The organism is Streptomyces sp. NPDC055815 (assembly GCF_053616475.1).
The window spans coordinates 41274-52438 of record NZ_JBSHDU010000061.1 but is presented as its reverse complement, the minus strand read 5'-3'; the positions used below and the strand labels follow the sequence as shown (position 1 = coordinate 52438).

General features: G+C 73.0%; 11 protein-coding genes. 8 read left to right on the top strand and 3 right to left on the bottom strand.

Annotated features, from left to right (window positions below; all coding sequences use genetic code 11):
• Positions 1-79 precede the first annotated feature (79 nt).
• The gene (locus ACWGN5_RS30760; RefSeq protein WP_453521215.1) at positions 80-685 is read left to right on the top strand and encodes a DUF4240 domain-containing protein; all 606 of its coding nucleotides are present in this window, start codon (positions 80-82) and stop codon (positions 683-685) included.
• A 143-nt stretch (positions 686-828) separates the two neighbouring features.
• Here ACWGN5_RS30760 and ACWGN5_RS30755 read toward each other — a convergent pair whose 3' ends face one another.
• Together ACWGN5_RS30755 and ACWGN5_RS30750 are read right to left on the bottom strand one after the other, a co-directional pair.
• Positions 829-1716 (bottom strand): lytic polysaccharide monooxygenase auxiliary activity family 9 protein, encoded by an 888-nt coding sequence (locus tag ACWGN5_RS30755; RefSeq protein ID WP_453521214.1) that lies wholly within the window; start codon positions 1714-1716, stop codon positions 829-831.
• 197 nt (positions 1717-1913) lie between these two features.
• Entirely contained in the window at positions 1914-2753 is an 840-nt protein-coding gene (locus ACWGN5_RS30750; RefSeq protein ID WP_453521212.1) for a lysozyme, read from the bottom strand.
• Between the two features lie 235 nt (positions 2754-2988).
• On the opposite strand from ACWGN5_RS30750, the gene ACWGN5_RS30745 reads away from it, so the two are divergent.
• Entirely contained in the window at positions 2989-3471 is a 483-nt protein-coding gene (locus ACWGN5_RS30745; protein WP_453521209.1) for a MarR family winged helix-turn-helix transcriptional regulator, read from the top strand.
• A 12-nt stretch (positions 3472-3483) separates the two neighbouring features.
• Here the strand turns inward: ACWGN5_RS30745 and ACWGN5_RS30740 are convergent, their stop codons facing one another.
• Complete coding sequence (locus ACWGN5_RS30740; protein ID WP_453521207.1) at positions 3484-4311, bottom strand: hypothetical protein; 828 nt, start codon at positions 4309-4311, stop codon at positions 3484-3486.
• A 371-nt stretch (positions 4312-4682) separates the two neighbouring features.
• Between ACWGN5_RS30740 and ACWGN5_RS30735 the strand changes: the two genes are divergently transcribed.
• The 6 genes from ACWGN5_RS30735 (at position 4683) to ACWGN5_RS30710 (ending at position 11030) form a co-directional block, all read left to right on the top strand.
• Complete coding sequence (locus ACWGN5_RS30735; RefSeq protein ID WP_453521205.1) at positions 4683-7562, top strand: nitrate- and nitrite sensing domain-containing protein; 2880 nt, start codon at positions 4683-4685, stop codon at positions 7560-7562.
• Positions 7559-8050, top strand: a complete 492-nt coding sequence (locus ACWGN5_RS30730; protein ID WP_453521202.1) for a roadblock/LC7 domain-containing protein — start codon at positions 7559-7561, stop codon at positions 8048-8050. The genes ACWGN5_RS30735 and ACWGN5_RS30730 overlap by 4 nt, the downstream gene beginning before the upstream one ends.
• A gap of 5 nt (positions 8051-8055) precedes the next feature.
• Positions 8056-8469 carry a DUF742 domain-containing protein gene (locus ACWGN5_RS30725; RefSeq protein WP_041134250.1) on the top strand — a complete coding sequence of 138 codons (414 nt, stop codon included), beginning with the start codon at positions 8056-8058 and terminating at the stop codon, positions 8467-8469.
• Positions 8450-9133, top strand: coding sequence for a GTP-binding protein (locus tag ACWGN5_RS30720; RefSeq protein ID WP_369146499.1), 684 nt, complete (start codon positions 8450-8452; stop codon positions 9131-9133). Before ACWGN5_RS30725 ends, ACWGN5_RS30720 begins: the two co-directional genes overlap by 20 nt.
• A gap of 35 nt (positions 9134-9168) precedes the next feature.
• Complete coding sequence (locus tag ACWGN5_RS30715) at positions 9169-10404, top strand: styrene monooxygenase/indole monooxygenase family protein (RefSeq protein ID WP_453521198.1); 1236 nt, start codon at positions 9169-9171, stop codon at positions 10402-10404.
• A gap of 95 nt (positions 10405-10499) precedes the next feature.
• A complete protein-coding gene (locus ACWGN5_RS30710; protein ID WP_453521196.1) occupies positions 10500-11030 on the top strand; it encodes a DUF6584 family protein in 531 nt (176 codons plus the stop codon).
• The last annotated feature ends 135 nt before the right edge of the window (positions 11031-11165 follow it).

Genomic DNA, 11165 nt, shown 5'->3' with positions numbered 1-11165 from the left:
GTGCCGATCCCGGCACCCCGCTCCCGCGCGCCGGGATCTCGTTACCCGGATGTCGGTCCGGGCTGGCATGCTCGTACGCATGAACGACGACGCCTTCTGGGCTCTCATCGACGAGTTGGGCCGCCGCCCGGGTGACCGGGACGAGCGCCTCGAATGGCTGCGGACGGAGCTGGTACGGCGTCCGGCGGCCGAGAGCGTGGAGTTCCAGGTGCGCCTGGAGAGGGCGACCGAGCGCGCCGACACGCGCGCGGTGTGGGCGGCCGCCGACCGGATCGAGGGCGGCCACTGCACGGACGACGGCTTCCACTACTTCACGCTCTGGCTGGTGGGCCAGGGACGCAAGGTGTACGAGTCGGTCCTCGCCGACCCGGACGCGCTGGCCGACCTGCCCGGGGTGCGGGCCCTGGTGGGCCGGCACCACGACGAGTGGGACGACGACGAGTGGCCCGAGTGGGAGGAGCTCGACTACGTAGCCCAGGACGCCTGGGACGAGCTGACGGGCCAGGAGGGCGACGACGGCGAGGAGTTCCTCGACGCCGTCGAGGAGGCGGAGGACGCCGCGGAGGCGGCGGGGGAGTGGGAAGAGGACGAGGAGTCCCGGGAGCCTCGGCCGGAGGGGTCGGCGATCCCCCGGCTCACCGCCCTCTTCCCGTCCGCCGCCTCAGCCGCCTCCGCCGGCGCCTAGGCGGTGCCGCCCAGGGCCTGTCCGACCGTTCCCGCCGGGTCCGGCCTGTCCGGCGGATCGGGCCGGACAGGCCGCAGGACGCGGAGGAGTTGCGGCGACGGGGCCTGTCCGGCCGGTCGGGCCCGGACAGGCCCGGACGGGTCCTAGGAGGCGGAGGAGTTGCGGCGGCGGCCGAGCAGCAGGCTGCCCGCGGCGAAGACGGCGAGGGCGCCCGCGCCCGTGAGGGCCGCCGGGAGCGGCGAGGAGGGGGCCTCGGCGCTCTCGGCGGAGAGGGCCGGGGGCTGCTCGTCGCCGCCGTGGCCCGCGTGGCTCACGGTGGAGAGCGAGGCGCCCGCCGCGATCTTCGCCTCGGTCGGGGCCTGCGGCTGCGTCTGGGCGCTCGCCGTCGTCGCGGTGCCGCCGAAGGTGACGTCCGAGCAGCTGTAGAAGGCCTCGGGGCTGTCGTTGCGCTGCCAGATCTTGTAGACGATGTGGCGGCCGGTGCGGGCCGGCAGGTTGCCGGTGAAGTGGTAGAAGCCGTCGGTGGCGGTGCGGGTGGTGTTGTGGACGGCGACGGGGGTCGGGTCCAGGTCCGACCACTTCAGGGGCTGGGTCGGGTCGAAGCCCGCCTTGGTGATGTAGATCGTCATCGTGCCCGAGTGCGGGGCCGTCACCCGGACCTTGAAGTCGAAGGAGCCGGCGGCGACGGCGGTCGAGGGCCAGTCGGTGCGCGCCCAGTCGAGGGCCCGGTACTTCTCGCGGTTGGCCGAGCAGAGCTTGCCGTCCGGGATGAGGGCCTGGTGCTGCCCCGCGGCGTTGGCGATGTTGACCTCGTTCCAGTCGTAGAGCGGCTGGGTGCCGGAGTCGGCGACGAGGTCCTTGCACACCTGCGACTTGGGCGTCTCGGGACCCTCGGCGTAACAGGCCGCCACCCGGCTCACGGGGTTGAAGACGGCCCCGTGGGCACCGGCCGTGGCGGGGGTGAGGCCGACGAGGGCGGCGGCCGACAGGGCGGAGGCGGCGACGGCGGTGGTGCGGCGGGAGGACGGCATGCGGGGGCTCTCTCTCGTGCGTGGGGGAGTACGGAACGAGCAACGCGCGTGGGACGCACGGGAGTTGCTACCCGGGCGACCGCCGTAGAGCCTCGCATTGGTCCATACCAATGGGCAAGGGGGTGGGTGGAAAAAGCCGGAGCGGCCCCCCGGGGTGCCGCACACCCGGGAGGCCGCCGTGAGGGAGAGCGCGCCGGTCAGCCGTTCGCGAGGGCCTGTACGCGCGAGTAGTCCCCGTTGAAGTGGTTGTGGTCGCCGACCGTCGGGCCGGAGGACGTGTACTGCCAGATCGTGTAGTACGGCCAGCCGGCCGGGAGTTCGCCGACCTCGGAGGCGTACCGCGCGATCCACAGCGGGTTGGTGGAGGAGAAGGCCGCGGAGTTGCCGGTGCACTGCTTCCACCAGCTCGTCGCCGTGTAGATCACCGGGTCGCGGCCCGTCCGGTACTTGTACCGGTTCACGAAGTCCTGGATCCAGGCGACCATGCCGGACGCCGTCTTGCCGTAGCAGGTCGCGCCGTACGGGTTCCACTCGATGTCGAGCACGCCCGGCAGCGTCTTGCCGTCCCGGGACCAGCCGCCTCCGTTGTTGACGAAGTAGTCGGCCTGGGCGGCTCCGCTCGTCGTGTCCGGGGTGGCGAAGTGGTAGGTGCCGCGGATCATGCCGACGTTGTAGGAGCCGGTGTACTGCTGGGTGAAGTAGGTGTTCTTGTAGTAGGTGCCTTCCGTCGCCTTCACGTAGGCCCACTTGACTCCGCTGTTCCACAGCGTGGACCAGGCCACGTTGCCGTTGTGGCTGGAGACGTCCACGCCTTCCGTCCACGTGGCCAGGGTCGAGAAGCCGCCGGGCTTGGCGCCCTGGCCGTCGTGCGCGATCACGCCCATGCCCATGTAGGCGGAGCCGCGCGGGGGGACCGCCTGCCGGGCGCCGGGGTCCTGGGCCGCGGTGGCGGTGCCGGAGAGGCCGAGGGGGAGGAGGAGGGCCAGGGTCGCGAGGGCGGCGCCGGCGAGGGTCGTTCCGGATCTGTGCACACGCATTGCGTGCCTCCGAAAGGCTCGGTGGGGAGCGGTGGCGGCAGGCATGGCGACGAGTCCTGGAATGGACATGTCATTCAGAGCTGCCGGAGAAGACGCTACGCACGTAGACCCGTCCGGCGGAAGGGGGCCTGGTTGCCGCCGTTGGTCTACGCCTGCGAAATACTGAAGGAGCTGCGGCGATGGACGCTGCGGGAAGAAACTTTCAGCGACCGGAAAGCGCGCGGGAGGTGCTGACGTGCACGGAAGCAGTACGGGAAATGAAGGCCGGGTCACCGCAGGAGGTGGTGTGGACCAGGAATTCCTCGCGCTCGAACGGGAACTGGCGGTCTTCCTCCGCCGCGCCCGCGCCCAGTCCGGCGAGATGGCCCGCGAGGTCCACCCCGAACTGGAGCCCGCCGCCTACGGCCTCTTCGTACGCCTCGACGACGCCGGACCCCAGCGGGCCACCGAACTCGCCGGGTACTTCGGCGTCGGCAAGGCAACCATGAGCCGGCAGCTCCGCGCCCTGGAGGACCTCGGGCTCGTCGCCCGCGACCCCGACCCCGCCGACGGCCGCGCCTCGCTCGTCCGCCTCACCGAGGAGGGCCGCAGCCGCTTCCGCAGCGTCCGCGACGCCCGGCGCGAACGCTACGTCCGCAAACTCGCCGACTGGGACCGCGCCGAGGTCGCCGAACTCGCCCGCCTCCTGAACCACTTCAACGTCCGCTCGGAGGGCTGAGACCCGGGCGGATCAGCGGTCCGACAGCTCCGCGTACACCGCCGTCGCGTCGTCGTGGAGCTTCCAGCGGCGCGCCCCGCCGGCCCGCGCGTCCTCCCCCGGACTTCGTCCGGGGGCACCCCGATCGCTTCGCTCCTCCAGGGCCCGCACCCGGCGCAGCAGGCCCGCCGGGCCCTCCTTGCGCAGGACGTCGAAGCAGTCCGCCCAGTCGCCCTCGCCGAACAGCTCCACCCAGCGGCTCGCCCCGTCGGTGAGCGCCGCCAGGGCCCGTACCTCCGCCCGCGGGCTCGTACCGGCCACCGCCCGCTCCGCGACCGCCGGGTCCGCCGCGGCGGTGAAGAAGCCGCCCTCCCGGTTCCGCAGCCGGTCCGTGGCGGCCAGGGACCGCCGCACCTCGTCCGGCACCCGGTCGAGGCGGTCGTCGAGCACGGCCCGCACCGCCCCGTCCGGGGTCTCCAGGAGGAGGACGGAGTCGGAGAGGACGAGGTGCTCGACCGACTCCTCGTCCCAGCGGGCGAGCACCACGGTCGCCTGAGGCGTTCGCACGTGAGAAAGGTCACAGGTGTCGCGGTGGGCGTCCGCGGTGCGCCGGATTGCCAGCGAAAGGATCTCGGACAGGGGCATGTCCCGTCGGGAACCGGACAGTTCGGTCAAAGCCCCGCCCAGTCGCGCGGTGAACCACGGGACCGTGTGCACACAACCGTCATCACCGGCGGGCGGCGTGACGCCGTCGAGCAGCACGACCGTCCCCCCGCTCCCCGACGCGGGCAGAACTGCGGCCACCCAGTCCTCGTTGGGGCGTTCGGGGCTGCCGGGGAGGGAGGCGACTTCGCTGCGCATGCCCTCCAGTGTGCCCGCGACGGCGCAATTCCCGGGGAACTCCTTCACGGGACCTGCAAATGACCGGAAATGGCCTGTACCAACCCCGCAGAAGCGTCGAGAAAGGCGGAACGGCCACCTCCGGCGAGCTGCGGGCGGGCATCCTGCCAAAGCCCGCCCGGAAGATCCAACCGGCGCCCCGCGCGGGCCCCCGGCGGCCGCTGCCGGAAGTTGTTCGCCAACTACTGAGTGTTGTTCACTCGTTCGGGTGGCGGAGCGGCCGATGCCCGTCCCCTTGCCGTAAGCGCTGGAATGGTCGGAAGCCGTACCAGGGGTGGGGGCGCTCCATGTGACCGGCCGTCACCTCTGCTTCATCGGCGGACGAATCAAGAATGCGAGCACCGGTGCAGAAGAAGCGGCCTCGGAGCAAGAACGGCACGCAGAGCCAGACCCCCGGTGAGCCGCAGGCCCCCGCCGGCCGGCCCAAGCGCGTCCGCAACCGGCTGGTCGCCGGCGTCGCCCTCGTCGGCGTCACCGTCCTCGCCGCCGGAGCCCCCGCGATCCTCGCCGCCTCGACCGAGCTCACCGAGTCCCAGCGCCTCGTCACCCTCGCCGAACTCGACCGGCAGGCCGTCACCCTCGCGCACTCCCTCGCCGACGAGCGCGACGAGGTCGTCGCGTACATCGCCGCCGGACGCGAGACCCAGACCGGCGACGCCAAGCACAAGCGGCAGATCACCGACGCGCGTGCCACCCGGGTCGACCGCCAGATCGACGAGATCCGGCCCGCCGCCCCCACCGAACTCCGCCGCGACCTCGCCGGCGTCCCCTCCGTCCGCCGCGCCGCCCTGACCGGCAAGGGCACGGCCCTGGAGGCCCACAAGGCGTACTCGGACATCATCGGCAAACTCCAGGCCCTCGCCGACGAACTCGCCGACAAGACCCCGGCCCGCGCCTCCGACGCCGCCCTGACCGAGGCCACCCGCGCCCCCGCCGCCCTCGGCCGCGCCGTCGAACAGGCCTCCGCCACCCGCGGCCTGCTCCTCGCCGCGCTCTCCGTGCCGCAACCCGAACCCAGCGGGGACGTCCACTACGACGAACGGACCGGCACCTACGTCGCCGACGAACCCGCGGGCGCCGCCGAGGCGGAGCGGGCCCGCGACGGCCTGAGCTCCGCCGCCCAGCAGGCCCGCGTCCGCGAGCTCGCCGCCCTCGGCGACTTCGACCAGGCCGCCGGTGCCACCGCCCGCGACTCCCTCGCGGCCACCGTCACCGGCCCCGACGTCAAGACGGCCGAGCTCGCCCTCGGCTCGCTCACCGACCAGCCCAAGCTGACCGAGGCCGAGCGCGGCACCGACCCGAACGCCCTGGAGGCCGCCCTCTCCGCCCGCATCGAGCAGATGCGCGGCGTCGAGTCCGCCCTCGCCACCGAGCGCGTCGAACGCCTCGCCGCGCTCCGCGACGACGACGTCGAAGCCCTCGAACTCCGCATCGCCTTCCTCGGCGGCTGCCTCCTCGTCGCGATCGGCATCTCCACCTACGTCGCCCGCACCCTCACCCGGCCGCTCGCCGTGCTCCGCCTCGGCGCCGCCCGGCTCGCCGCCGCGCCGGAGCCGCACGCCGAGGAAGCGATCCGCTTCACCGGCCGCAACGACGAGTTCGCGCAGGTCGTCCGCTCGCTCAACGCCCTCCAGGGCAAGCTCGCCGGCCTCGCCGCGCAGACCGAGCGGCTCACCGACGAGCGCGCCGACCTGGCCGCCGCGAAGGAGGCCGTCGGCGCCGAACTCGCCGCCCAGCGCGCCGAGCTCCAGGGCCGGGTCGCGCTCCTGACCGCCGACCTCGAACGGCTCAGGAACTCCGTCCACCACACCTTCGTGAACCTCTCGCTGCGCAGCCTCGGGCTCGTCGAGCGACAGCTCGGCGTCATCGAGAAGCTGGAGGAGCGCGAGCAGGACCCGGACCGCCTCGCGACCCTCTTCAAGCTCGACCACATGGCGACCGTGATGCGCCGCCACAGCGAGAACCTCCTCGTCCTCGCCGGCCACGAGCACGTCCACGGCCACGCCGGACCCGTCCCGCTCGTCGACGTGCTGCGCGCCGCCGTCAGCGAGATCGAGCGGTACGAGCGGGTCACCATCCAGTCCCTGCCGCCGCACGCCCAGGTCGCCGGCTTCGCCGCGGACGACCTGAGCCACCTGGTCGCGGAACTCCTGGAGAACGCCACCTCCTTCTCGCCGCCCGACGCCGAGGTCCAGCTCGCCGGCTGGCTCCTGGAGAGCGGCGAGGTGATGCTCTCCGTGCAGGACTCGGGCATCGGCATGGCCCCCGCCCGGGCCGCCGAGCTCAACGCGCGCCTCGCCGAGGCCGACCCGGAGGCCTTCGAGGGCGAGGGCCTCGGCATGCGGGTCGTCGCCCTGCTCGCCGCCCGCCACGGGGTGCGCGTCGAACTGCGCGAGCAGAAGCCGGGCGGGACGGCGGCCGTCGTGGTCCTGCCGCTGCCCCTGCTGCCCACCACCCCGCCGTCGGCCGTGTCGGAGCCCGTACGGGTCGCGGGCGCCGCGCCCGTGCTCCAGCTGCCCGGCTCGGCCGCCGAGGCCAACTCCAACACCCTGCCGTCCCGGCACCGCGACCCGCTCGTGGAGGCGGCGGAGGCGGCGTTCCTGGCGGCGGAGTCGGAGCAGGAAGCGGCGGAGTCGGGCCCGGCGCAGGAGCCGGAGCCGGAACCGGCACAGGAGCAGGGCCCGGCGCAGGAGCAGGCTCCGGCACAGGAGCCCGCCCCCGAGCCGGTACTCGCAGCGGCCCCGCACGAGCCGGTACTCGCAGCGGCCCCGCACGAGCCCGCCCCCGAGTCCGAGCCCGCTGCGGCCCCGTACGAGTCCGTCTCCGAGACCACGCTCCAGGTCCGGCTGCCCGACCCGCCGCCGGAGCCGGACACCCACGAGCGCGCCGCCGACGGCGAGGAGACGGCTCACGCCGAGGCGCCCACCGCCGAAGTACCCGGACCGCGCCCCGCCCAGTCGGAGCGGGTCACCGACAAGGGCCTGCCCAAGCGGACCCCGCAGGTGGTCAAGCAGGCCGGCAGTCCCACCACGCCCCGCCGGGGCGCTGTGGACGCGGAGGCCCTGCGCCGTCGGCTCGGCGGCTTCCACCGGGGCGCCGAGGCCGGGCGCCGCGACGTGGAGGCGGAGCTGGACACGGCACGCATAGAAGCCGTGAGGACCGCACGTACAGAGGAGATGACGGGGGACACAGTCGAGGAGGCACGCAGTTGACCGCGACGGGAACGTTCGGACTGAGCACGGAAGCCCGCAACCTGCAATGGCTGCTGGGGAATCTGGTGGAGGAGGTCCCGGGTGTCCGCTCGGTGGCCGTCGTCTCCTCCGACGGCCTGATGCTGCTCTCGTCGGACCCTGCCACCCAGCAGGCCGCGACGGGCGCCGCCGAAGCCCCCAGGACCGGCGGACCGCGCGGCTCCAGCGCCGACTTGGCGACCATCGTCTCCGGCATCGGCAGCCTCACCGTCGGCGCCGCCCGGCTGATGGACGGCGGCGGGGTCAAGCAGACGATGGTGGCCATGGAGGAGGGCAGCGTCTTCGTCATGTCGATCAGCGACGGCTCGCTGCTCGGCGTGCACGCCACGCCCGACTGCGACATGAGCGTCGTGGCGTACCACATGGCGCTCTTCGTGGGCCGCGCCGGTCACGTCCTCACTCCCGAAGTCCGCAGTGAGCTGCGCAAGTCGATGGAGAGCACCCAGTGACGTCGATGTCATCGGCTCATCACGCCTTCAAGCTGCCGGTACGCGGAGAGGGACGCCGCCCCGCGCGCGTGCGCCCGTACTCGCTGACCGGCGGCCGCACCCGCTTCGGGCACATCCTGCTCGTCGAGACCTTCGTGGCCGCGCTCGAAGCGCCCGCCGCCCGCAAGGTCCTGACGGACGGCGGCCCGGCCGCCCGCGGGCTGATGCCGGAGATGCGGGCCATCGTCGAGATCTGCCGCCGGATGCGGACGGTCGCGGAGATCTCGGCGCTTCTCAAGATGCCGTTGGGGGTCGTCCGGGTGCTGCTCAGCGACCTGGCCGACCAGGGAAAGATCCGTGTGTACGGGACCGGTCACGGCACCGGGCAGCCCGACCGCGCGCTCCTCGAAAGGGTGCTGAGTGGACTCCGTCGTCTCTGACGCCACCGCCGTCTCCGAAACCCCGGCGGTCGCCGGCATCCCCGCCCAGCCGGGCCCCGAGGATCCCGTGCTCGACACCGAAGAGGGCGCGCAGGACTGGCAGCTCGACCACTCCCGCGCCCCGATCGCGACGAAGATCGTCGTCGCGGGCGGCTTCGGCGTCGGCAAGACCACCTTCGTCCGTGCCGTCTCGGAGATCACCCCGCTCCAGACCGAGGCGCTGATGACCCGGGCGAGCGAGGACACCGACGACCTCACCGCCACCCCGGACAAGCTCACCACCACGGTGGCGATGGACTTCGGCCGGATCACCCTCGACAACGACCTGGTGCTGTACGTCTTCGGCACGCCGGGGCAGCAGCGCTTCTGGTTCATGTGGGACGACCTGGTGCGCGGCGCGATCGGGGCGATCGTGCTCGCGGACACCCGCCGGCTCACCGACTGCTTCCCGGCGCTCGACTACTTCGAGAGCTGCGGGCTGCCGTACATCGTGGCGGTCAACCACTTCGAGGGCACGGAGCTGTTCGAGGCGGACGACGTCAGGGAGGCCCTGACCGTGCCGGCGCACGTACCCGTGGTGATCATGGACGCGCGCAAGCGGTACAGCGTCGTCGAGAGCCTGCTCGCGATGGTCGCGCACGCGCTCGAAGCCACCCCGGAATAGTTCCCACCGTCGCAACAGTCGCAGGAGCCCCGCCCATGCGGAAGATACTCATAGTCGGCGCCGGCCAGTCCGGCCTGCAGCTCGCCCTCGGCCTCCAGTCGCAGGGGTACGAGGTCACCCTCATGTCGAACCGGACCGCGGACGAGATCCGCAACGGCCGGGTCATGTCCACCCAGTGCATGTTCGACACCGCCCTGCAGCACGAGCGGGACCTCGGGCTCAACTTCTGGGAGTCCCAGGCCCCCCGCATCGAGGGCCTCGGCGTCTCCGTCGCCGGCCCCGACTCCGCCCGCCTGATCGACTGGGTCGGCCGGCTCGACGGGTACGCCCAGTCCGTGGACCAGCGCGTGAAGATGGCCGGCTGGATGGACACCTTCGCCCAGCGCGGCGGCCAGCTGGTGATACACGGCGCGGCCGTCGGCGACCTGGACTACTTCTCCCGCAGCTACGACCTGGTCCTTGTGGCGGCCGGGAAGGGCGAGCTGGTCTCCATGTTCGGCCGGGACGCGTCCCGTTCGCCGTACAGCGAGCCGCAGCGCGCCCTGGCCGTCGCGTACGTCCACGGCCTCGGCCCGCGCCCCGAGCACCCCGAGTTCGACGCGGTCCGCTGCAACATCGTCCCGGGCGTCGGCGAGCTCTTCGTCATGCCGACCCTCACCACCGGCGGCCGCGCCGACATCCTCTTCTGGGAGGGCGTCCCCGGAGGCCCCGTCGACGCGTTCCAGGGCGTCAAGGACCCCTCCGAGCACCTCGCCCTGACGCTGGAACTGATGGAGAAGTTCCTGCCCTGGGAGTACGCGCGGGCGACGAAGGTCGAGCTGACGGACGCGGGCGGCACCCTCGCCGGCCGGTACGCGCCGACCGTCCGCAACCCCATCGGCCGGCTCCCCGGCGGCGGCCTGGTCCTCGGCGTCGCCGACGTCGTCGTCGCCAACGACCCGATCACCGGCCAGGGCTCCAACTCGGCGTCCAAGTGCGCCGCCGCGTACCTCGACGCGATCGTCGAGCAGGGCGACAAGCCCTTCGACGAGGAGTGGATGCAGGGCGCCTTCGACCGCTACTGGCGGACGGCCGAGCCCGTCACCAAGTGGACGAACGCGATGCTGGCGCCCCCGCCGGAGCACATCCTGAACCTCCTCGGCGCGGCCGGTCAGCTCCAGCCGGTCGCCGACCGCTTCGCGAACGGCTTCAACGACCCGTCCGACTTCGAGAACTTCTTCTTCGACCCCGAGAAGACGTCCGCCTACCTGGCCGAGGTCGCGGGCGCCTGATCGAGGCCTCCGTTCGGCGGCCGGCGCGCGCGTGAGGCGGGCCGGCCGTCGAAATTCGGTCGTTGTGGCGCGTTCTCGTGCCTGATCATGGGGGCATGCCCCAGCAGAACACCCTCGACCGCGTGGACGCGGACCTGGCCGCCGGCCGTGTGCCGATGGCGCGCCAGCGCCTGCGCGGACTCGTCTCCTCCTTCCCGTACGACCTGACGCTCCGCCGCCGGCTGGCCGAGGTGTACCGGCTGTACGGCGACGCGGCGGAGGCCGGGCGGTGGTCCTACCTCGAAGAGGACCGGCGTCCGGACGAGACCGCCGCCTTCGAGGAGCGGTACGGGTCTCCCGCCCGGCGGATGAGGGCCCTCGCCTGGCGCGGGCCCGAGGCGCAGGCCGCCACCGCGTTCGCCGAGGAGCAGCTGGTCGCGCTGCGCACCGCCCGCGCCGAGGAGCTCGGGCGGGCGGTCGACTGGGACGACCCGGCCGCCTACGAGGAGGACGCGGACGAGGAGTACGTGCCGGACGGCGACGGCTGGACGGTCGGCGGCGTCCTCATGGGCGTCGGCTGCCTGGCGGGCCTGGTCGCCTTCGGGTTCGTCTGGGTGCTCGGGGTCATCTCGCTCTTCAGCGACTGACGGCCCTCCTCCGCGCGGCGGACCGCGAGCGGGGTCAGGAGGCCCGTCAGGGCGAACAGGGCGCCCACGGCGAACCAGCCGGGACGCCCCCAGCCGATGCAGAGCGCGATGAGGAGCCCGGGGCCGAGGGCCTCG

Coding starts and splice junctions, on each gene's coding strand:
- ACWGN5_RS30760 (WP_453521215.1), top strand. CDS start 80: ATGAACGACGACGCCTTCTGGGCTCTCATCGACGAGTTGGGCCGCCGC.
- ACWGN5_RS30755 (WP_453521214.1), bottom strand. CDS start 1,716: ATGCCGTCCTCCCGCCGCACCACCGCCGTCGCCGCCTCCGCCCTGTCG.
- ACWGN5_RS30750 (WP_453521212.1), bottom strand. CDS start 2,753: ATGCGTGTGCACAGATCCGGAACGACCCTCGCCGGCGCCGCCCTCGCG.
- ACWGN5_RS30740 (WP_453521207.1), bottom strand. CDS start 4,311: ATGCGCAGCGAAGTCGCCTCCCTCCCCGGCAGCCCCGAACGCCCCAAC.
- ACWGN5_RS30735 (WP_453521205.1), top strand. CDS start 4,683: ATGCGAGCACCGGTGCAGAAGAAGCGGCCTCGGAGCAAGAACGGCACG.
- ACWGN5_RS30725 (WP_041134250.1), top strand. CDS start 8,056: ATGTCATCGGCTCATCACGCCTTCAAGCTGCCGGTACGCGGAGAGGGA.
- ACWGN5_RS30715 (WP_453521198.1), top strand. CDS start 9,169: ATGCGGAAGATACTCATAGTCGGCGCCGGCCAGTCCGGCCTGCAGCTC.
- ACWGN5_RS30710 (WP_453521196.1), top strand. CDS start 10,500: ATGCCCCAGCAGAACACCCTCGACCGCGTGGACGCGGACCTGGCCGCC.